At 59.0% G+C, this 21,578-nt stretch carries 16 protein-coding genes; 7 read left to right on the forward strand and 9 right to left on the reverse strand.

What is annotated here, in order from left to right:
* Positions 1-63 precede the first annotated feature (63 nt).
* Together VFQ24_12115 and VFQ24_12120 are read right to left on the reverse strand one after the other, a co-directional pair.
* Positions 64-1,923, reverse strand: a complete 1,860-nt coding sequence (locus tag VFQ24_12115) for a chloride channel protein (GenBank protein HET9179093.1) — start codon at positions 1,921-1,923, stop codon at positions 64-66.
* A complete protein-coding gene (locus tag VFQ24_12120) occupies positions 1,920-3,047 on the reverse strand; it encodes a hypothetical protein (protein ID HET9179094.1) in 1,128 nt (375 codons plus the stop codon). The genes VFQ24_12115 and VFQ24_12120 overlap by 4 nt, the downstream gene beginning before the upstream one ends.
* A 540-nt stretch (positions 3,048-3,587) precedes the next feature.
* On the opposite strand from VFQ24_12120, the gene VFQ24_12125 reads away from it, so the two are divergent.
* From VFQ24_12125 to VFQ24_12140, 4 genes are all read left to right on the forward strand, one after another.
* Complete coding sequence (locus VFQ24_12125) at positions 3,588-4,283, forward strand: PAS domain-containing protein (GenBank protein HET9179095.1); 696 nt, start codon at positions 3,588-3,590, stop codon at positions 4,281-4,283.
* A 64-nt stretch (positions 4,284-4,347) separates the two neighbouring features.
* Positions 4,348-4,728, forward strand: a complete 381-nt coding sequence (locus VFQ24_12130) for a hypothetical protein (GenBank protein ID HET9179096.1) — start codon at positions 4,348-4,350, stop codon at positions 4,726-4,728.
* Between the two features lie 176 nt (positions 4,729-4,904).
* Positions 4,905-5,642, forward strand: a complete 738-nt coding sequence (locus VFQ24_12135) for a hypothetical protein (protein ID HET9179097.1) — start codon at positions 4,905-4,907, stop codon at positions 5,640-5,642.
* Positions 5,643-5,665: 23 nt separating this feature from the next.
* Positions 5,666-6,319 (forward strand): class I SAM-dependent methyltransferase, encoded by a 654-nt coding sequence (locus VFQ24_12140; protein ID HET9179098.1) that lies wholly within the window; start codon positions 5,666-5,668, stop codon positions 6,317-6,319.
* A 41-nt stretch (positions 6,320-6,360) separates the two neighbouring features.
* Here VFQ24_12140 and lon read toward each other — a convergent pair whose 3' ends face one another.
* Entirely contained in the window at positions 6,361-8,754 is a 2,394-nt protein-coding gene (gene lon, locus VFQ24_12145) for an endopeptidase La (GenBank protein HET9179099.1), read from the reverse strand.
* Between the two features lie 778 nt (positions 8,755-9,532).
* On the reverse strand, positions 9,533-11,638 hold the full coding sequence (locus VFQ24_12150) for a winged helix-turn-helix domain-containing protein (protein ID HET9179100.1): 2,106 nt from the start codon (positions 11,636-11,638) through the stop codon (positions 9,533-9,535).
* A 214-nt stretch (positions 11,639-11,852) separates the two neighbouring features.
* On the opposite strand from VFQ24_12150, the gene VFQ24_12155 reads away from it, so the two are divergent.
* From VFQ24_12155 to VFQ24_12165, 3 genes are all read left to right on the forward strand, one after another.
* The gene (locus VFQ24_12155; protein HET9179101.1) at positions 11,853-12,545 is read left to right on the forward strand and encodes a hypothetical protein; all 693 of its coding nucleotides are present in this window, start codon (positions 11,853-11,855) and stop codon (positions 12,543-12,545) included.
* A gap of 347 nt (positions 12,546-12,892) precedes the next feature.
* Positions 12,893-13,609, forward strand: a complete 717-nt coding sequence (locus VFQ24_12160; protein ID HET9179102.1) for a hypothetical protein — start codon at positions 12,893-12,895, stop codon at positions 13,607-13,609.
* A 221-nt stretch (positions 13,610-13,830) separates the two neighbouring features.
* Positions 13,831-14,772, forward strand: coding sequence for an alpha/beta hydrolase (locus VFQ24_12165; GenBank protein HET9179103.1), 942 nt, complete (start codon positions 13,831-13,833; stop codon positions 14,770-14,772).
* Between the two features lie 772 nt (positions 14,773-15,544).
* Here VFQ24_12165 and VFQ24_12170 read toward each other — a convergent pair.
* The 5 genes from VFQ24_12170 to VFQ24_12190 all read right to left on the reverse strand — a co-directional run bounded on the left by VFQ24_12170 (position 15,545) and on the right by VFQ24_12190 (position 21,240).
* Positions 15,545-17,437: a S8 family serine peptidase gene (locus tag VFQ24_12170; protein ID HET9179104.1), complete on the reverse strand. Its 1,893-nt coding sequence runs from the start codon at positions 17,435-17,437 to the stop codon at positions 15,545-15,547.
* 600 nt (positions 17,438-18,037) lie between these two features.
* Positions 18,038-19,321 (reverse strand): hypothetical protein, encoded by a 1,284-nt coding sequence (locus VFQ24_12175; GenBank protein ID HET9179105.1) that lies wholly within the window; start codon positions 19,319-19,321, stop codon positions 18,038-18,040.
* A 12-nt stretch (positions 19,322-19,333) separates the two neighbouring features.
* Positions 19,334-19,816, reverse strand: coding sequence for a hypothetical protein (locus VFQ24_12180; GenBank protein HET9179106.1), 483 nt, complete (start codon positions 19,814-19,816; stop codon positions 19,334-19,336).
* A 241-nt stretch (positions 19,817-20,057) separates the two neighbouring features.
* Positions 20,058-20,573, reverse strand: coding sequence for a DUF488 domain-containing protein (locus VFQ24_12185; GenBank protein ID HET9179107.1), 516 nt, complete (start codon positions 20,571-20,573; stop codon positions 20,058-20,060).
* Between the two features lie 7 nt (positions 20,574-20,580).
* Entirely contained in the window at positions 20,581-21,240 is a 660-nt protein-coding gene (locus VFQ24_12190) for a DUF488 domain-containing protein (GenBank protein HET9179108.1), read from the reverse strand.
* Between the last annotated feature and the right edge of the window lie 338 nt (positions 21,241-21,578).

A 21,578-nucleotide genomic window follows, 5' to 3' on the forward strand; every position in this document is an offset into this window, starting at 1 on the left:
CCCACTGGCTTGATTCCGAGTCTGTAAGCCAGCGGCGCACGGAAGCCTGTTTTCCGGGAGGCACTACGGCCGATTGCCTTCAGGGCTAAAGGCAGTTTCAGGGACGGGCGATTCACCATTCATCCTGGAATGTTCCTCCTCATCGTTCGCGGCCCCGTAGGCAGCCAGGATATCGGCGATAGAGATAATCCCCTGTAGGTTGTTAAAGTCCGCCCGGTGGATGACGGGCAGAATCGGCCACTCGCCGATCTGCCGCAGGGCGGCGTCGAGTGGCTGGTCCGGATGGAGCCAGGGTAGCAAGGGGCTGGACAAAGCCCTTGCAAGAGGCAAGGCGCCTTTTTCCTCCTTAACCAGGCGGCGCAGGTCTTCCTTCGTCACGCTCGTCCAGTCGCCGTTCCTGTGGCTCACCAGGAAGAAGTCCGGCGCCGCGGCGCTCACGCGCCTTGCCGCATCGGCCACGGTGTCCTCAGCGCGCAGGACGATTTCCGCAGGCGGGCGCATGGCATCCTCGACCCGCAACATTGAGCGCTCGCGCTGCTCTTCCATGGAGGGCAGGTCGGTGCCGTCCTGGCGGGACAGAAGATCGAACAGAGGAACCCGCTGGTAGCGGAGCGAGATCAGATAGGCGATGGTGTTCGAAACCATGACGGGCAGAATGATGGAGTAGTTCCCGCTCAACTCCACCACCATGAACACAGAGGTCATGGGAACTCGCAGGAAGCCGGCAAAAAGCACTCCCATTCCCACCAGTGCGAAGCCGCCAACACTCCCTCCCATGTGTGGAAAGAAAAGGTGCTCAACTCCGCCCACCGCACCGCCGATCATGGCGCCCACAAACAGAGTTGGCGCGAACATGCCGCCGGGCGTGCCGCTTGAAAATGAAAAGCTTGTGGCCAGGATTTTGAATACCGCCAGCAGCGCCAACAGCTTCCAGGTGAACTGGTCGTGCAGGGCCAGGTCGATGATGTCGTAACCTGCCCCCATGACCTGGGGCATCCAGATTCCCATTACTCCAATCAGCAGCCCCGCCGCTGCCGGCTGGACGTAATGTGTCCACCTGGGCAGAGCTTTTGAGCGGACCCGGAGAAAAGACACCAGCCGGACGAACACCAGAGAAGCGAACCCGCCAATTACGCCCAGAATAGCGTAGGAGAACAACTCGCTGGGATGTTCCATGTGGAAGGGTGGAACTCGAAACAAGGGCTCTTCACCCAGAAACAGGTGGAGCACCGTCACACTGGACACCGCCGCAAGGACGATCGCGCCCAGCACGCCCGAACTCCACCTCCCGATGACTTCCTCGATAACAAACAGCACCGCTGAGATGGGCGCGTTGAAGGCGGCCGCCAGCCCTGCGGCGGCGCCGACGGGCGCAATCAGCCGGACCTTTTCCCGCGAGAGATGAAAGCGCCTTCCCAGCGCCGAAGCGATCCCAGCCCCGATTTGGAGCGATGGGTCTTCGGGCCCCAGCGATTGGCCGCTCCCGATGGCCAGAGAACAGGTCACGAACTTGCCGAGCACCGTACTGAAAGGAATGTAGCCGTCATAGACATAGACGGCCGCCTTGGTTTGATTGACGCCGCTGCCTCGGACACGCGGGAAGACAAAGATGACCAGGGCGGCAACAGCCAGCCCCGCTAATGCCGGGACCAGAATGACCCGGACCGGGCCGGGCGCCAGGCTGGATCCGAGAAGCTCGATTCGGCTCCAGTCGATGGAAATCTGAAAGCATACGACAGCGAGACCGGAGAACAGGCCGATGATAACGGCCAGAAGAAGAAAGAGACCTTCTTCATGCAGGAAGAGGCGTGGCACCCGCAGCTTTGCGCGCCGGGCACGCAACCGCTGCCAGTATCGATGGAAGAGATCGTAGGCGCGGGGCCCAGCGGCGGCGTTATGATCGGCGGCTGCGGAGTCGGTCACTGTTCTGTAGCCCCTCGCGTATGGGAAATCATCAGCAGCGCCTGGTCCGCCGGAGGAGGAGTTCCGCAGGCCTGCTGGGCCGTTTCCTCCATTTGCGTCACCAGATCCATCACGTCGTTAATAAGGTCCGGATTCCCGCGCAGGATCTTCCGGCTGACCTCGGGCTGCACCTTCTCCACGCTGGAATAAACGCTCGCAAATGGACCAGCCCCCGCTTGTGATTGCAGATTTGCGCCCCGGCTCTGGGCGCATCGCCTGAGCCGGGAAAGGGCCTGTTGAAAAGCCGCAACCGTTCGCCGCCCGCGATCTTTCTGCGACAGCCGGCGCTGGAAAGGGTCAAGATCAACAGCCCACCTGCTGATCTCGAGCTTTCGGGCCGCGTCCTGGTCATGCGGGTTTAGTTCCACAGCTCGCTGGAAGTAATGCCGGGCCTGGATAAACTCGGCAAGCCGATAGGAGGCTTCACCGGCGCCAGCCCAGGCGCCCCGCATCCTTGGATCGAGTTTCAGCGCGCGCTGGAACTCAGTCAGCGCCCGCCGATAATCCTCCACCTGCACAAACATGTTTCCGACCTGGGTGTGGAGTTTGGCATCGGGTGGCAGCTCGGCCTGGAGAGCGATGAGTTCGGATTCCGCAACGGCTTTTTTGCCTTCTGCCAGCAGGAACTTGCACATTTCGATGCGGGCGTCGCGCCGGCTGATTTCGGGTTTGGCTTCCCAGATGCCAAAGACCGCATTTTGATAGTAGCGGATTGCCTCCGGCACATTGTGCGCGTTCGCCGACAGCCGGGCCAGCTCGAGATTTACGGCTCCGTCGCCTGGCTGGCGCACCCACAGGGCCCGCAGATACGCCTCGGCCTCAGCCTGGTGCTTGGCCTCGATCAATGCCTCGGCCAGGCGCTTCTGATAAACGGTGTTGTTGCGCGCGTAAACGAGCGCAGTGTGGAAAGCGTCTACTGCTTCCTCAGGGCGGTTCGACTGGAGGGCCGCTTCTCCTCTCTGGTACCACCTGCCGCCCAGCGCCAACTGCGAAGCATGATATCTCTTGACCGTGAATCCCGTGATCACAAAGAAAATCGCCAACGCGATGAGGCTGAGCAGGACCAGGGTCTCTCTCTCCAGCAACCACAGTAATCCCTGCGGGCGCGTGCAAACGGGGCAATCTGCCTGGCCGGCGGGAACCAGTTGGCCGCATCTTGGGCAAAGGCGATCACTCTCTGGCGGCATCGCGCTGGTTCCTCTTTCGTTGGGATTTTATTCGGCCGCCGTCTGATGCCGTCAAGGTTCCCCTTATCAGAGTTCTGTAGAAAGGCCGGGGAAGGAGCTTCCCGGTGGCAATCATCTCAGCAGCTTCTGGCACTCATCGTTCCCCTGTCCAACGGGAGCGGCGGGACGCTCCGAGACGCAGGACCTTCAACACGAAATCATGCTAACAAGTTATCACATTTCTGATTCGGTTTTTCCCCTCCGAGCTGGCTCCTGCAACCATCGCCCGCCCGAAAAGGACGACGCGGCTTCTGGTTTGCGAATCCACCAGCAGCCTGCTCAATTACACCCCTTGACCTAATGCTCGACGGGATTCCGTCCGATAACCACTGTGCACGGCGGAGTACATGTTCAGCAACGCGAGGTCTTTCTGCTCACATGAGTCGGAGGGAGAAAACGATGGCTGTACGTCGAATTGCTTCGCAGCCCGTGTGGCCGGCACATCCCCTGGGTTTTTCCGGCGGGGCAGAGCGAAACCTTCGGGACCTTTCCCACATATCGCTACTCGTCTTTGCAGGAGCGGCGGTTGCGGCAGGCGTGGTGGCCGGGGTTTCGTGGTCCTCGGAATTCGGGGCGGGGGTCTCCTGGACATTCATGCTTGCGGCCATCGTGTTTCCACTGCTGTGCGGAATGCTGTTGAGAGAAGTCTGGCGGGTGAGAAAGCTCGAAGGCCAGGTTAAGAGGCAGCAGGCTGCGATTGGATTTGTGGGAAGCGCCCTGACCTCCGGAGACAACACACCTGCTGGATTGCTCATTGTTTCCTCTGATCTGCGGGTCCGGTTCGCCAATCAGAGATACCTGGACAGCATGCTTCAGGGGCCGGAGGAGGTCCTTGGATGGAAGATGCAGGACACGCTTCCAGTCGAGGGTCTGGAAGATCAGGCCCACGCTTTGGTGCGTGGTCCTGGCCCGGCGGCAAGCTGTCGCTTTGCCGCCGTCGTCCGCACAGGCCTGTGGGGCGAGCGTCCTGTGCACATCACCATGACGCGGATTGCTCCGCGGCTGGGAGAGGACCGAATCCTGGTGGTCATCGAAGATTTGCTTCCGGGTTGTTCTCCCCGGGCGGGCCAGCCTGTCGGAGGCTATGCATGTTGACACACTCTTGTCCGGCCGGCAGGGGTCTGATCGGCGTTCCTACATCGTGGCGGAGGTCAATATCGTGAAAAATTTATGCCTGGCGAGCGCCTTGGCGCTGATCCTGTCCTCGACTCCGGCCAGGGCCGTCGAAAAGCCGCACCTACCGAAGTTAACGAAGCTCGACGCGGCCGTCTACCTGGCCACAGAGTTTGACGCTGCCACCACTTACCATCTGCTTCGGGACTGCGGCAGCGGATGTTCCGAGGCCAACCCCATGGTCCGACCCTTTGCTCGCAACCCCGGCATCTTCGTTGTGATGGGCGCAAGCGCATACTCTGTCAACTACTTTGCCCACAAGCTGGAAAACCGAGGGCATCGTCGATGGGCAACCGCATTTCGGATTCTGGCTATTGGCATGCACGCAAGCGCCGGGGCGCACGCCCTGGCCCTGGAACAACGTTAGCCTGCAGCTCCAGAGTCGCGCACTGTGGAACCTGGCGGTGTGACTCCTGACTGCTCGCTTCCAAAGTTACGCACGGGAACCTCTCCATGCAATTCCCGTCAGGCTCTTCCCGGCCTGCGCCAAGCCAAGCCTCCCACAGCATCATCGATTGCGGTAGAATGGGCACGAGCTTTCCCATGCGACAAGCAGGTGACTTTGCAGCGCCCGGGTATGCCGTGCCAACAGCGGCCATCGGTTTTCGTCCGGAGTTCCTGGACTTCCGGCGCGGGATCCACGTGGGCAACCTGGAAGACAACCAGCGGATCACCCGTATTCTGAAGCTGGGGATTGAAGCGCGCTACCAGCAGCCTTTTGTGACGGAGCGCTGGGGGCGCGGTGTTTACTGGCAGTGGATCGGATATCTGCCGAGAGCCAACCGCGAAGCCAAGCCCTTTTCGAACCGCGCCAGTTTCGGCTGCTCGAAGTTCTTCCTTTCCGTTGACACAGGCGAAGGACTTTTCAAGTGCGGCCTGCAGGTGGAGCGCGGCTTTTTGAGAGCGCCGCGTGGCTTTCCCGCCTGCAAACTCGAGCGCGACTGGGACTGGCACCGGCTGATAGGGGCGCTCAAGCCCGGCGACCGCATGGATAAGGAATTGAAGCGGCTGGTGAGGCGGGAGGGTTTCAGGATTCGTGCTGGAAGCTGGGGAGAAGATCCTGAATATCTTTCGAAATCGAATTTTACCGGAGTTGCGGAAATTGTGCGGGCCCTAAAGAAAGCGCCTGCGGATGAGTGGGCCGGCTTCCAGCTTTTTTATGCGATGCATGAGAAAGAAGTGCGCAGTTCAACCGGGGTGGACCTCGTGGAGTCCATGCTGGCTGTGTTTGCGGAGGTCACGCCAGTGATGAACCTCTGCATGCAGATTGATCTGACATAGCTGCGGGAGAAGGAGCGTCAGAAATGGAAAACACAATCAGGCGAATATCCATCCTCACGGGAATTTTGCTTGCCATGTCTACGGCAGCCTTCGGCCAGCAAAGCCGGTATTCAAACCCGCCCCTGGCCAGGACGGCGGCGGAAAAGAAGATCCTGGCGGTGTTGGACCGCATGGTGAAAAACCACGAGACGTATCTCAGCGTTCCGCAGGAGGACGGTGAAGCGCTCTGGGTGCTGACGGAGGCGGCCGGCGCAAAACGCGTGGCGGAGATCGGCACGTCCACCGGCTATTCCGGGCTCTGGTTCTCGATGGCGCTCACGGCCACGGGCGGACACCTGACCACCTTCGAAATCGATCATCAGAGATTCACTGAGGCGCGCCAGCACTTTGAAGAAGCCGGCGTCGCGCATCTGGTGACCCAGATTGAAGGCGACGCCCACGAAAACGTGAAGAAACTGCAAGGGCCCATTGACGTGGTCTTTATCGACGCCGACAAGGACGGATATGTAGATTATCTACATAAGTTGTTGCCGCTGGTCCGGCCCGGCGGATTGGTCCTTGCCCATAATATCAATATGGCGCCTGATTACGTTCGCGCCGTTACCACGAACCCCGATCTGCAAACCATTTTCTACATGCAGGGCGCGGGACTTGGCGTAACCCTGAAGAAACGCTGACGACGCGGACCCAAGCGCGCGCTTTGCCCGTTTGCGGCCGTCTACCGGGAAGTGCCGGTAGAGGCCGGGACCGGCGCAGGAACGGGACGTTTTTCCAGGGCCAGGTCGATGGCCTCGCGCATGGTCTTGACGTAGCGAAGTTGTACGCCCTCGATCATGTCGCCCTGCAAATCCTCTTTAACATTGGGCTCATTGTCCGCCGGCAGCAGCACTTCTGTGACGCCGGCGCGTCTGGCCGCCAGGACTTTTTCCTTGATGCCGCCGACCGGCAGCACCTGTCCGCTGAGGGTGATTTCGCCCGTCATGGCCAAACGCGAGCGGATGGGCCGATGCGATAGAGCGGAAACCAGCGCGGACGCCATGGTGATGCCTGCCGATGGTCCGTCTTTGGGAATCGCCCCGGCGGGCACGTGGATGTGAATGTCCTGGTTCTGAAAGAAATCCGGATCAATACCGTAGTCATCCGCGTGCGCGCGGACCCAGGCCAGGGCCGCCTGCATGGATTCCTGCATCACTTTGCCCACGTGTCCGGTCATGGTGAAATTCTTGCCTCCCTTCATGGAGGTGACTTCGACAAACAGGATGTCGCCTCCCGAGGGAGTCCAGGCCAGCCCCACCGCCACGCCGGGCTGGCGGGTGCGCTCGATGAGTTCCGTTTCCATGCGGAATTTCTGGACGCCTAGGAAATCCGCAAGGTTCTCGGGTGTCACAATCAGTTTTTCCGGATGTCCTTCGGCGATCCTGCGGGCCTGTTTGCGGCACAGAGTGGCGATCTCGCGCTCCAGGTTGCGCACGCCCGCCTCGCGCGTGTAATGGCGGCTGATGGCTGAAATTGCTTCCCGGGTGAACTCGATCTGCTCGCCCAGCTTGATGCCGTGCTCCTCGGCCTGCTTGGGGATCAGGTGACGGATGGCAATCTCGATCTTTTCCTCCTCGGTATAGCCCTGAAGTTCCAGCATCTCCATGCGGTCGAGCAGGGGTGGCGGAATGGTATCCAGCACGTTGGCGGTGCAGATGAACAGCACTTTCGAGAGGTCAAACTGCACGTCAAGATAGTTGTCGCGGAAGTGCGAGTTCTGCTCCGGATCCAGCACTTCCAGCAGCGCGGAAGATGGGTCGCCGCGGAAGTCGCGCCCGATCTTGTCCACCTCATCCAGCATGAAGACGGGATCGCGCGTTTCGGCGCGGCGGATGCCCTGCATGATCTGGCCGGGAAGCGCGCCGATGTAAGTCCGGCGGTGCCCGCGGATTTCCGCTTCGTCATGGATCCCGCCGAGCGACATTCGGATGAATTTCCGGTCGAGCGCCTTGGCGATGGACCGGCCGAGTGACGTCTTGCCCACGCCCGGCGGCCCCACAAAGCAGAGCAGGGGACCTTTCATCTCGGGCTTCAGTTGCAGGACGGACAAATAGTCAAGGATCCTTTCCTTGATCTTTTCCAGATCGTAGTGGTCGGTTTCCAGCACTGCCTTGGCTTTGTTGACGTCCACTTTCAATTCGCCAACCTGTTTCCAGGGCAGCACCACCAGCCAGTCGAGGTAGGTGCGCGTGACGTGATAGTCGGCAGCCGCGGGCGACATTTTGGCCAGGCGGCTTAGCTCCCGCAGCGCTTCCTTGCGGGCCTCTTCCGTCATCCCCGCAGCTTCGATCTTCTTGCGCAATTCATCAATTTCCTGATGCTCGTCGGCTTCGCCCAGTTCTTTCTGAATCGCCTTCATCTGCTCGCGCAGGTAATACTCGCGCTGGCTCTGCGTCACCTGGTCCTGAACATCAGACTGAATCTTGGAGCGGAGCTGCAGCACCTCAACCTCACGGGCCAGCAGGTGGTTCAAGCGGTCGAGCCTGGAATTGAGGTCCAGGCTCTCCAGCAATTCCTGCTTTTCCGTGCTCGAGAGCGAAGGGAGATTGGCGGCGATAAAGTCTCCCAGGCGGCCGGGATCGTCAATGTTCATCACCACGGTCTGCAGATCGTCGGAGAGCGTGGGAGAAAGCTGAACGGCCTGTTGGAAAAGGGTCGTAACGCTGCGCACCAGCGCATCGAAGTCGGCTTTCTTGTCGTCCGGAACAACGTCTGGCAGCGCCTTCACCTTGGCGCGGATGAAGGGTTCCATCTGGAGAACTTCTTCCAGCGCAATCCGCTGCAGCCCCTCGACAAAAATAAAAAGGCTCTGCGTTGGAAGTTTGATGATCTTGTGGACAAATGCCACCGTGCCGATCTGATAGAGGTCCGTTGGCTGGGGAGTGTCCACGCGCGGGTCACGCTGCGCGATCACGCCGATGAACTTTTCGCCTTCTGGCAGCGAGTTGATCAGTTCCAGCGAGCTTTCCCGGCCCACCGTCAGCGGCAAAATCGCATTGGGAAACAGGACGGTGTCCCGGACCGGCAGAATGGCCAGATTTTCGAAGTCGGCGGTTTTCTTGATTTTGTCATTCATCTTCGGGCATCCCCGGACACACGAATTTGGGCGCTGCTCTCAGTTCTGCGTTTGCATTTTATCAAAAGCTTTTCAGTTGCCAACATTTTATCACGCAGCGATTGAGAGACAGACTCACCAGGCCGAAGCCGGAAGGACACCGGGCACGGCCTTGCTTGAGTTGTAGAGCCCTCTGTTAGCTTTCGATGCGCCCCTCGGCTAAAGGGTTCATGGGGTGCGTGCAAGAGCTTGCCGGATGAGCTCCAGCAAAACTCATACGGCCTGAAACGGTGAGCATGGGGCTAGTCGGTTGCCCCCCAGGGAGATCTCCGGTTTGTTTTTTGGGCATTCCTGTTTGTTTTCAGCAACTTCTCAGCTTTATTTTTCAAAATAACATCTTTTTTGTCCCATTTTGTTACTTTTAGTCCCGGAAAACTCGACCCTTGCAGGCACTGAAAGGAGACTACCATGCTAGGCCAGTACGTGTCAAGCAAAATCCACCCTCTGTCGCTGCGAAGTGAAAAGTTCCGGTATGAGCAAAGTAGAAACTTCCGCTTTGGACGGTAGAAGGAGCGGTAGCGCAGACCGTCGGTGTTGCGGTCTGCGGTTTTTAATCTGAAAAGTACCGCGGACTTCAACAGGCGAAAGTCCCCGCTACCCTCCTGCGGATCCCGCGCGTCCACCGAGTCATTCTGAGGCCGGTTTGTGGCCGAAGAATCCGCTTTTAAGCCGATGCTCAGTTCCCCAGGAAAGTAGCCATGCCGATTCCTGGAGCCAGCCGTCTGCGCGACGCGCGTCCTCAGGGAGCATTCCACTCGAGGGCATAGATTTCCTCAATGCTGGTGTCGAGCAGAAGCATCGGTGAGTCATCAGGTGCAAGCCCCGTCCAGTCGCCAGCGATGCTCAATCCCGCGAGACTCGCGACCTGATCGACCTTTCCATCCCGCACCCGCAGGCGGTAGAAGCCGGTGCAGATGCGGTCATTGAAGTAAACGTATTTGCTGTCTCGCGACCAGTTTGGGTAGCCAATCGCCATCTTCACCAGCTCTTGCCACTTCTGACTTTTAAAATCAAAGAGCGTCAGGCGTGTGGAATCGTGCGGCATCGCCACCAGGTACCTGCCGTCGGGGGACCAGCGCGCGGAAAATAGATTCTCCGACCCGGGTACCGCGGTAATCTGCCGTGTCTTTAGGTCCACGATCTCGAGTTCGCGCTCCTGTGGCGAGGGGACTTCCGCGAAAGGATTCTTGGAGAAAACCAGGCGCTTGCCGTCCGGTGACCAGACGGGGTCAATCTCTTCGGCGGCACCTTGCGGCAACACTCGCTCAGGTTCCCCGCCTTCGGCGGGCACGACATAAATCTTCGGGGCTTCCCCGGGCCTCCAGCCGACAAACGCAATTTGTCTCGCATCCGGTGACCAGCGGGGCATAAACGCCTGAAGTGGAGGAAAGGTGAGTTGAAGCTTGCTGCTTCCATCCGCCTCGCTGCGCCAGAGACTACTTTCAGGATAAGAACGATACGCGATCCATTTGCCGGTTTTCGTGAAATCCACGTGCTCAATGGACGCACCACCAAGGTAGGGGACGAAACTCTTCGACCGCGCTTCATATCGAGCCAGTTTGCCCCGGCGCTGGATACCCAACGTGAACATCCTCTTGCCATCCCTGCTCAGGACCGGAGACTGCATGTCGATCGGCCCGGGGGTTAGCTGGACGGGCTGATGCGCAGCGCGCCTGAATAGGCCAGTCTTTTGCGGCAGCGCCCACAATGCCGTGATGCCGTTGCGTGTCGCCTGAAAGATGAGGTATCTGCCGTCCGGCGTCCACAGCCCGCAGCACTCAGCGGGAGGACTGTTCCAACCGGGCAGTATCTGGTGGAGATTGGTACCGTCTGCCCCCAACTCCCACAAAGATTGGGCGCCGGTCTTTGCGTTCAGGGCTGTAATCCCCAAGTGCGAGCTATCCGGCGACCAATGAACAGCAAAGCCAACGCCCGGCAGGCTCACAAGTTTTTTTGCACCCGAGCCGTCCGGCCTGGCCGTGTAGAGGTCGTCCCCCCTGGCAAAAGCGATTCGCTGCATATCCTGCGACCACGCGGCAGTTCGAGGGTTCAGGTTTACCATCAAATTGCCCACGCGTCGTGGCGATCCTGCCAGGACGGGCACGACCCAAAATGGCGCCATGTCGGCCGTCGTTGTGAACTGAGTTATGAGGAACTCGCTGCCGTCGGGCGAAATATCCAGCGGAACTGCCTGCGGGACCGAAATCGCGGCAGCGGGCGCAACCTCGCCTCCATGCACGGAGACCTGCGCCATTTCCAAGGAGGGGTAATTCCCTTCGCCGAAATAAATGCGCGAGCCATCGCTGAGCAGCGGGCCGGACTTGGCTTGTCCGTCGTTGGTGAGCCGGACCATTCCCGTGACTTGGGGTTTTGCAGAAGGTCGCGACAGCCAAAAAGCGCCTGCCAGCAGCCCGGCGAGCGCCGCCACCGTGGCCCACCGTCGCGGCGGAGCCGCCCCTTCGCGTACTTGCGCTGACTCCTCATGCAGAGGAGATGAACTCCGGTCAATGCGTTCTACCGTGCCGATAAAACGGTAACCCCGGCGCGGAAGCGTCTCAATAAACCGGGGATTGTCTGCTGTGTCGCCGAGAGCTTCACGGAGCTTGCGGATTGCAGTACCAAGCCCCTGATCGAAGTCTACAAAAGTGTCCTCGGGCCAGAGCTTCTTTCGCAGCTCATCGCGGGTCACCAATTCGCCGGGGCGCTCGAGCAAGGTAGCGAGGACGCGGAAGGGCTGCTCCTGAAGTCGGATTCGCAGGCCGCCCTTGCGCAACTCTCCTGTCTGCGGATCGAGTTCAAACACTCCGAAACGGACCTTGCGTCCGCCTGCCTCAGTTCCTGACATCTGGTGGTGACTCCCCAATTGCACATAGTTTACCACGAATGCGCCAGTCGACATAGCGCCAGCCAAGGCCGGTCGAAGCGCTGGCTAAGAACTTATAAATCAGTCCATTAGCGATTTATATACAAGACAAAGAGAATCCATCCGCTGTCCATTGAGCAGTTTCTTCCAATAAGAGAACGTCGGCGCCAACACCGATCCTCGGGAGCTTGGCGCCATGAAACAATCTGTTCGTCAACTGGTCCTCAAACTCGCATGGATTGCCGGCCTTGTTTTATGGGCCTGGGCATCCTTTGCCGCGGCGGAAACTGTCTCTGCAAGGCCTCTCGAGGGTAAGGATCAGCCTGTGATCAGTGTTTGGATCTACGACTACGTGCGTCTTAGCCAGTCGGAACTTGATAAGACGGAGAGTCAAGTAGGGGCGCTCTACGCCGAGGCGGGCGTGCGGATTGTGTGGAGAGATCACTTCCAAAAGCGTCCCCCTGTTCGGTTCCAACCTGGAAGTCCGAGTGCCGATTTCTTCATTCGAATCCTACGTGTTTCCATTGTAACGGGACGGATTTCAGGCGCCGACGCGCTGGGGCAGGCGATCATTCCGTCGGGAACTGAAGGGCCTGTACCTGACGGGATTGCAAATGTGTTTTATGACCGGGTGATGGCTGTTTCCCGGACACGTGGCCCATGTGGAGGGACATTCCTGGGTGATGCCATCGCCCATGAACTGGGCCATCTGCTGCTCGGGCCCCGCCATTCGGCCGAAGGAATCATGAAAGCCCGTTGGGCATCCGAAGACCTGGAGTTGGCCTCCCAGTGCAAGCTCCGATTCTCGCCGGAACAACTCGCGGCGCTTCAACAAGCAGCGCGATCATTGCCACGAAGTTCCTTGACGAACGCCGCGGCTGGGCGGTGATTCTGGCCAGGTGAGACATCTCATTTCAGTAGTACCCGGCCAACTGGCGTATTTCGCTTACGCCAGAGCTTTCTTGAACACTCGCAGCAGGCCTGACATGGAGCGCTCGGCGGTCTGATGGTCGGCCATGCCGGGGGCCTCGAACTCGCATTGCAGCGGCATCGTTCCGTCGTAGCGGGCGTGCGCAAGCGCCCGCAGGGCCAGTTGAAGCGCGGCCCTAAGCCGCTATAGATCAGGGAGTTAACGATTCACGCAGAAGCCAAAGAAAATCCATCCGCCATCCATTGAGCAGTTTCTTCCGTTAGTAGAACTTCGGCGCCAACACCAATTCTCGGGAGGTTGGCGCCATGAAACAAACGTTGAAAGACGGGCTTGCGTTCGCAGCCTTCGTTGCCACTGTATCGGTTGGGATTTCTCTCTCCAGGTGTGAATGGGCAGCGGCTCAAACATCCGACAGCGGGACGGAAATTCCAATAATCACGGTATGGCTGTACAACTACGCGGGGATACCAAAGCACACGATGGCGAGGGCGGAGCGGGAGGTGCAGAAGATCCTGGACGCCGCTGCCATTCGTCTCGAATGGGTCGAGTGCCCGACTTCGGCCGAGGAAGTGAAGGTTCGCCCGATATGTCAGGAGCTCATGTCCAACGCCGAACTGGGCTTGACAATTCTGCCCACCGCCAGGGGCGTGGCCGATGCATATGTCGACAGGGATTTTGGCATTTCGCAGGTCTTCAATGACGGACAATTTGGCCACTATGCTTACGTGTTCTATGATCGGGTGCAACATACAGCGGACCTGGCTGACATACCCGCAACTCAACTGCTGGGGTCCGTCATAGCGCACGAGTTCGGGCACCTCCTGCTGCGCTCGAGCACGCATACCGGGCACGGGATTATGCGCATGCGCTGGGACCGGAACGATTTGAAAGATCTCACCTGGGGCCAGTTGAACTTCACACCGGAAGAGGCAGAGACGATTCACGCGGAGGTCCTGCTGCGGCTTCGGTCGGCTGGTGGACTGGCAAAGGCGCGGCCAGCCGTCGCCCCTCAGCGGCATTAAGCCGGCGCCTGCCCCAACCGTCGCCAAGTGGCGGAAAGGGAGGAAACAAATACCTCTGTAAGGCCGACCCGCTCGGAATGGATCTGAAACCAGTTCCGGAATCAGCCTACGTCGGGTACGGACCCGCTGGGGGGAGACGCGGAGCAGGTAATGAGCGATAATATGTCCAGCATCGCCTTGAATAAGCCAATAGCGAAGTTCCGACCTAGAGGAGGGGCTCCATGTCGCTACGAGGTTTCCTTGTAATCACACTTCTAATGGCACTCTCATCTCCGACGCCGATGCGAGCAGAGGCACTAGAGCAGCGTCTGTCACCCGGCGAGCATCATGCCACGGTCAACGGAATAAGTTTCTGGTACAAAGTGGCAGGCCAAGGCCCGGTGCTGGTGGTTCAGGCTCCTGGCTGGGGTCCCGGGTCGTTGTACTTGCAGAACGGGTTGGCTCCGCTCGAGGTGCATTATCGGCTGGTTTTCTATGATCCGCGTGGCAGTGGCAGATCGAGCCGCCCCGGCGACGCGGCGCGAATGAGCACGGCTGATATGGTGAACGATCTCGACCAGTTACGACAGTATTGGGGGCTGGATCGCTTGAACCTGATCGGGCATTCGCACGGAGGCGCGATCGTCCTCGACTACGGTGTTCGATATTCGGCCAGGGTTCGCAAACTGGTTTTGGTGGACACGGATATTTCGGGTTATGACGACGGAAGGGCCGTCAGAAAGGAAATTGATATTCGGCGCAATGACAAACGCTTCAGCGAAGCGATTGCCGAGGTCAATCGAAACACCATGCCCAAAACCGACGAGGAATTCGGAGCCATTCTTGCCCGTGAACTGCCGCTTTTCTTTTACGATCCGATTGGGAAGGTGCCCGTTTTCCAGAAGACTTCGCCGAAACCGCCTTCGGCGTGGGTCTACCGCACACTTGACGCTGCAGAGCAAAGGAACCCTATCAACGTGTCAGGCGAGTTAGGCCGTGTGCGCGCACGAACTCTGATTCTGGTCGGGCGTGAGGATTGGATCTGTCCGGTTTCTGACGCGGAGAAGATACGTGCGGATGTTCACGGTTCGCAGCTTGTTGTCTTCGAAAAGTGCGGACATTTCCCGTGGATCGAATCCCCGCACGAATTTTTTAGCGCCGTCGTTTCATTTATTGGCCAATAAACCTTAGCGCGGGGAGGGGCAGTGTCCCCGTCCCCGTCCCCGAAACGTCGAGCGAATCTTTTCGGCAATTGCGGGTTCACTCGCTCCCCTATAGGCGATACACCTCGTGCGGACGTTACTCGCTCCGACAGAAAACTCATCCTGCGCAAAAGCTACTGGAAGCGCGGGTCGGAGCGGTTTGAACCACCCATTCCCTTTTGCTCGTGACAAGCCGTTTGGAGGTATTTTATCGCCTCGTAATCCTCCAGCGTCCTCACGCCTGCTCTCGCATCTACGTTTCCAGAGACATTCTCAGCGGGTAGCGGGTAGCCACGGTCAATGTTGTTCTGACCGTGGGATCTTCGCAAGGCGGAATAACCACGGGCAAGCAAGCGTTGTCCATAGCTACCAAACTGTGTGAATTTGGCGGAGATTAGCGTCGCCATGTCGAATGTGCATCGCCTGCGTACCAGGGATCGAATCTTTTATGTGACGGTCAGCTCGCGCCGTTCGGTTCCGTCGTTCGATGCGCCCTAATACCCGACGATGATCGACGTCCTGGAGGGCTCGCGAGCAAGGTCCAAGGTTGCCCGATCAAAATTGATTACGTGCGCCTACCGAAGGGATGTCGCGGATAAAAACCCCACGGTCAGAACAACATTGACCGTGGCTACCCGCTCGTCGCTCCTCGGCTCCTCGGAATGACGGTGAGTCGGTAGCGTAGGCCGCCCTTGCGGTCTGGGGCTTTTATCTGAAAAGAACCGCGGACTTCAAAGGCAGGAGTCCATGCTACCTAATTTGCGTCGCTCTGCATCTGCTTCAGCAATGCGACGGAACGCCTGGCATCGATGTTATGGCGGCGGCCGTCTTTACTTGTGGTGGCGCCGGCAACAATCAGATGGATGGTTTGCTCCGGCGTCAGTTTGGGATCGAGCGCGATGAGCTTGGCGGCAAGATTTACGACGTTCGGCGAAGCCATCGATGTGCCGGACATGCGCAGGTTGCTTCCGCCGGGAGCTGTGGACTGGACTTCGTAGCCGTTGGCGTCAACGCGGACCATGGGGCCGTAGCTGGTAAAGCTCGCCTCATCTCCGGCCTGATCCACGGCGCCGACGGTCAGCAGATTGGGCAGCCTGAACGACGATGGGATGTCCTCGTCGAAGGTACTGTTGCTGTTTGAATTGCCCGCCGCACAAATGAAGAGAATGTCGGGCGCGCTCTTGAGGGCGTTGTAGAGACCGGCCCGCTCAATGGCAAAGAGCTTCGCGGCGATGGCCTTGCGGTCGGCGGCATCTTTCCCCATGCCGTTCTTTTCGAGCGCCACTTCGTCGTCGCGCGGGCCGCCACCCCAGCTCATGTTGACAACGCGGATGTGGTTCGAGCGGAACCAATCCACATAGGCCTGATCGTCTTTGGCGGAGCGTTCGGAAAGTTCCTTGCTGGGCGGCAGGGGAACGTTGTGCCAGTCAAAGGTGATGCGGCCGACCGCCAGCCGGATGGCAGGATTACCTCGCGCCGCGATGCCCGCCACATGGGTCCCGTGGGAATAAATTGCGAAGAGCTCGAGATTTTCGATGAACGCCGGGACCTCGGATGAGGGCAGGTGGGCGAGCTTCTGGCGCAGGGCCGTGGCTTCAGGGCTGTCGATGGAGGCCTGGAGGTCGGAAAAGCCCTCCAACTCGCCCAGCATGGAGGGAAGCTCCTTCTTCTGGTCCGGCTTGAGAGGAAACAGCTCGCCGTGCGCTGGAAAGCCTTTCAGGTCGAAGGCAATGTCGTGAGGATCGTCTTGCGGCCCGGGCCTGGGGACCGTGTAGATGCGACCCGGAAACAGCGCGAGGTCGCTGCCGGAATCCCAGATGGCGACGTTGACGGGGGTGAGCTTGTCGGCATGGGTCAGCGTCACGTCGCGGGCCGCCCAGATGTCGGGCTTCTCGACGTTGTTGGCCGCCACCTCCTGTTTGAGAACCGCGAGCATGGCGGGCATGAGCGGAATCTCGCGTTGGAGAAGGAAACGGTCTGCGACAAGGCCCCAGGCAAGATCGTTGCTGAGGCTGTGCGACTTGGCGACGGCGGGCTCGACATTGGCTTTGATGCTACCAAGCACCAGCGCCGGAGTAAGAATTTCAAAGCTGCTCTTCTGCTGCTTGATCCTGGTGCCTACCACGGGCCATGGCAGCGGCTTGATTTCGGCCGCGTAGGCTTTCTGGAACGCCTGAAGGTAGCCGGGCCCGGAAGTGCGGCTGGTGGCCTTTTGCGCTTCGATCATGGCCCTGACCGCGAGGCCGGTCATCAGTTTGGCGTCCGGCTTGTCCTCGATAACGCGGAGCTTTTGAATGGTTTCAAGCGCGCCCTGGTTGTCGCCAGCCAGCATCTGCAAATCGAGATGCACGCCCAGCAATTCGCGCAGCGCGGCGTGGTCCTGGACGTCGTAGTTCGCGAGGACCGTGCCGACGTCCGCCCTTACCCTGGCCGCAAAAGCGCCGAAGGCGGCGTCGCTCGATTGCAGCAGTTCCGTCGCGGTCCCGGCGATCCGGTAATTGAACCGCGGAAGGTCCGCCTGGGTCTTCACCACCTTCTTTGCCGCGGCTTGAGCGAAAACGAGCGGCGCAGCAGCCGAAATGGCGAGGACCGAGACCGTAACCAGGAATGCCAGCAGGACTATGCGGCAAACAAATCGATTCTTCATTGGCTAATACCTCAGAGCGGGGAATTGGGCCCTGACTTTGTGCAACTTCGGGCGGCCCGGCCCGCAACCGACGCAATCCGGAACTCGGGACGCACCTGCGGAATGGTGTTGGCTTAGATGCCAGGGTAAAACCGGAATTTGCATGGTTGATTTTCAGCCCATCCTGAAATGTACCCCCTGGCTGACAATGAATGCAACTGCCATTCGGTCGTGACGACGGTTGGTCCTTATTTCGCGGCACGGCCATCCCGTTCGCTTCGCGATCCCGGAGGTGGATAGAGTTGGCCGCAAAGTATATACCGCGGTTTCTATTAGCAGGAGGACACCTCCATCATCGCCATGGACCGGGTGGAATGAGTAGAGGCAAGAGCAGAGCCTCTCGCTTCGTGAGAACGCAGATACTACAGGGCGAGCATCTGCGCCAGCCGCGCGGCAAATCGACGGGCGCAGTTTGCTCAAACCCAAGTGCCTCCGCCCCGGCTCAAACCGCCCAAAATGCGCCTCGTCTTTTGAAAAACCATGTCGCCCGCGTGTTGTGGAGATGCGCGGAGGGACCTTAAATCCGGGGGAACTATCCCTAAATCGCAGAAGGGCCCGGCATCAATGGAGAAGAGTGCCAGCCCAGAGCAGCCCCGGGCCAACCGCGGCAACAAAAATCAATGGCCGGCCAGAGGCGGGTCCGGGTGCGTGGACATCCAGCACTTTGCATAGGCTCACACCGCAGGTGGCTGAACCCAGGTTGCCAAAACTTCGGCTGACCATTTGGATTTTGTTCAGTGGAATTCGTGAGTTTTGGGCGAATGTCTGCACAAGTCGGGGATTAGGTTCGTGCAGCGCAAAACTTGTGCCCTCGGAGCGCGGCCGCCCGCTGATTCTCTCCAGTTGGTCGATTGTCCGCGAAAGCATCCCGATGGCGGCCCGGCCCAGATGCTCTCCTCTGAACTCGAATTCGAATTTGACCTGCGGCGTCATCGTTACATTCAGTGCTGAAGAATCGCCTCCTGAGCATCCAAAGGCGAAATCCCCGAATACCAAATTACTATCCTCCGATCCGCCTCCTGGTCTGAGGGCAAAGGCACATGCGCCGTCACCAAACAATCCGCGAAGCTCACCTGGCGCTCCCACCGAGGTCAGCAGCCGGCTGTTGACTTCCGAAGCGACGACAAGGGCGATGCCTTGTCCTTGCATCGAAAGAATGGCGCTTGCCAGCCTGAACGCATTCAGCAGCCCTACGCAGGCGCCTCCAGCGTCCAGGACGGCGCAATTCTCAGGAAGCAAAAGCCGGGTGTGAAGGCGCGGGCCAAACGCGGGCAGCGCCAGAAACGTAGAGCTGACAGCAACAAGAACGTCCACGTCTAATGGGTCAATTCGCGCTGCTTCAAGCGCCTTTTCTGCTGCACCCTGGGCCAACGAAAGGTGGTCTTCGGCTTCGGAGGCGATCTGCAGGAATTCGATGCCCGCTCCGTTCTCGATAGTGCCCGGTGAAAGTCCGCAATCCCTTTCCATTTCCAATCCAGAAATTTTGACTGAACCCACCACCCATCCCCACCCTGCGATGCATACTGGAAACGTAGAACGGGGCGGCCGGCTTTCCCGCAGTCCTTCGTGCTCCTGCGCTTTGGCGCGAATGACCCCGTCGCTTGCCAATTGCGTCAAACTCCTGATCGATTGCGGCAGCCCTTCAGGCCAGGGATTTCCAAAGTTTCCAATCTGCGTCGACTCTTCGATGCCTGTCAGCACTGCGATCCAGCCCATTGAGTCCAGCAGACCGGTCCGCACTAAATCCGTTTCAGCGGCAGGGGTTGCCGCTTGCGAAGTCAATTCTCTTCTTACAATTTCGCGTATCCACTGCTCCAATTGGTCCTGGTTTTGGGACGGCTGCATGGCGCTCCTGTTTCAGCTTTTTTTCAGGCCATCGAGCCAGAAGTTTTTCGGCTGCGGGAATAGGGAATCGAGCATCAGCCAGCATTTGGAATCCTTGATTCCGCGGGCCAGCCCGATCCTCGCAAATAAAGCGGGCGAGTGCAAAACGCATTGCCGGACGCGCCCATTCAGAAATTCCTGCGCCTGAGCTACCGGATCGTTTTCCCCAAAGCCCGAAATTAGCCGTGCGAGGAATGCCACCCATTCACAATCGACGACGGGAAGTCCATTCAGACGCTGGCCTCCCGCAGAACTGACATGCGCGCGAAGTCTGATGCGGCCCGGATCTTCATAGACCTGAAAATAGATGTTCTTCAGCGCCAGGCCGCAGATGGACCGGTTTCCCTGCCCTGCTGGAATCCAACAATTCCCGCCCGAATGAAGCGGCTGGACTTCGCATCCAAACATCTCTTCCAAAGTGATCGCGACCTCAGCCTGCTTTATCGCGGCTACCAAGGCAGCCTCATCGAGAGTCCTGTCGGTTTTTTTCAGCCCGTCTGATTCGTGGTCTTCTGTGTGCGGCGGCTTGATGGAGAGGGCAGGCGTGAGGCGGGCAAGAACGGACTCGCCGCGTTTAAATGACTCCGACCATGCATAACCGTGACCGCGTGGAGGCATTGGGCGCACAGATCGGAACGACCCGGATGATACCTGTTCAAGTCCAATCACGCAGTAACCCGGCCCCATCATCGTGATGTCAGACAGAATCAGTTCCTTTGGGTCCTCTTCGCTTGCGTCCGGTTTGTGGGGCCTTTTCCAGGACCAGATGAGCAACGGTGACATGGTGTCCCTGCCGTTTCCATGCGTTCGCCAGCATCTCCGCTGCCAGACGCCGGTGACACTTTTCCGGGGTCGGCTCCGAGCAGAGCAACGCGATGTTTCCTTCAAACCCTTCCGGCCCGATGGCCGCCGGTAAGCCTCGCGCGCCCATTAATTCCGTATATGCCTTTTCATACGCGTCCCAGTCGCGAGTAGAGCGGTATGAGGTTCGTATTTCGGGGCTGGGCGCAAGGCGCGGCTCGTGGACGTATGCAATTCCCAGAAGACGGTCCAGGAAAAAGGCGACGTCAGGATACTTGGCGAAGCCCGAAAGTTGCCCTCCCCGGTTTTCACGCACGTCAATCACCATGCGGACTCGTGCGCCCTCGAGCAGCCGAAAGAACTCTTCAGCAGTTTTTTGCGTGAACCCGATTGTGTAAATATTGGAATGCATCTCGACGCTACCAGCGCTCGACCAGGTGGGGATCAACTCGAAAAGCGAATTTCTTTGCCTGAAACGCTAAAGCCTTTTCAATAGCCTCGGCTCTGGCCTCAGGAAAAAGGGTGTTGGCAGCGACGTCTGCAAAGCCGGTGAAGCGAAGAAGGCGGTCTTCGGCTGCCTCCTGGGTTTCGATTTTCCGGTCCCTTCGAATGTGCAGCGGGCGCATGCCCATTGCCACTAGTTCCGGGCAGACCATCAGGAAGCGATGGCATTCGATGGGGTCTTCCTCGGCGCACATCAGCGCCAGACATCGCGTGCTGAGCTCCGCCTCGACACGCTCGATGCCCCGGCTGAAGGCATAGGATTTGCGGCAGGCGCGATAATTCACCACGCCATCCCGGTCGTAAGCGGCAGGATCAGCAGGGCGGCCGCCCAGTTCCTCGCCAAGAAAAAGATAGCCCATGTCTTTCCCGTCCAGAATCTTTTCAAGTATTGAAGAGCTGAAGTGCGGAAACCGAACGCTCAGCGGCTGGCTGCGAACGTCAACCACCAGCTCGACATGGTGGGCGTCCAGCAGCCGTGTAAAGTCGGCGGCTTCCATTGAAGAATGTCCGACGGTGAACAAGGCGTGCTCACGCTCGCAAGAGGGAAGGGTGTTCATTTCATCGCCCTTCAACATGTTTCACCTTCACCTGCGGGTATTCTCTCCCAACAATTTCACTTGATCGCGTCGCAACTATCATACGTCCTTCTCAATCGTGAAATCGAATGAAAAATCAGCCGTCACCGTACCTCCGGGCGCGCTATGGATTGCTTTGGTTTTTACGCTTTATCGCTTTGCGCGGGGGTGTGATAAACTGATGGCACAGATGAAAAATGGGGCGAAAACAGACCGGAAATCCGCGGCTTCCTTTCCGGCGGGAAGCCTTGCGGCCTGGCCAGGCGGCCACAATCAGCTCCGGGCCCGGCTTCAGGAACCACCCCGGCGCGACTCTGAGCTCAACCGCCGGGACTTCA

It is taken from the genome of Terriglobia bacterium, from assembly GCA_035712365.1.
GTDB lineage: Bacteria > Acidobacteriota > Terriglobia > UBA7540 > UBA7540 > SCRD01.